Origin of the sequence: Bacillus sp. SIMBA_005 (assembly GCF_046535585.1) — a bacterium.
GTDB classification, from domain to species: domain Bacteria; phylum Bacillota; class Bacilli; order Bacillales; family Bacillaceae; genus Bacillus; species Bacillus pumilus.
The window spans coordinates 1-267 of sequence record NZ_JAWRWI010000522.1 but is presented as its reverse complement, the minus strand read 5'-3'; the positions used below and the strand labels follow the sequence as shown (position 1 = coordinate 267).

Genomic DNA, 267 nt, shown 5'->3' with positions numbered 1-267 from the left:
CTGTTTTTGCAGGAAGGGATTGCAACATCTTTTCATGAAGTAGTGGCATTAACAACGTGTCTATTTTAGATTCATCTAATGTAATTTCCATCGTTTTTGTTTGCTGTTCTTCCACAATGGAAACATAAGGATCGAGCCAACTTGGTAAGTCTTTCTTTTGTACATAATCAACCGCTTCTTTATGAATACCTTTCACGACTACACGCCATTGCTTTTGTTGCAAAGATTGGAGCGTTAGCTTCGTTGGTATTTTAAATGTGCATTCAA

At 36.7% G+C, this 267-nt stretch carries 1 pseudogene; it reads right to left on the bottom strand.

What is annotated here, in order from left to right:
- Positions 1–196, bottom strand: a pseudogene (locus SB660_RS21150) (sporulation protein YqfD); the annotation flags it as partial.
- Positions 197–267 lie beyond the last annotated feature (71 nt).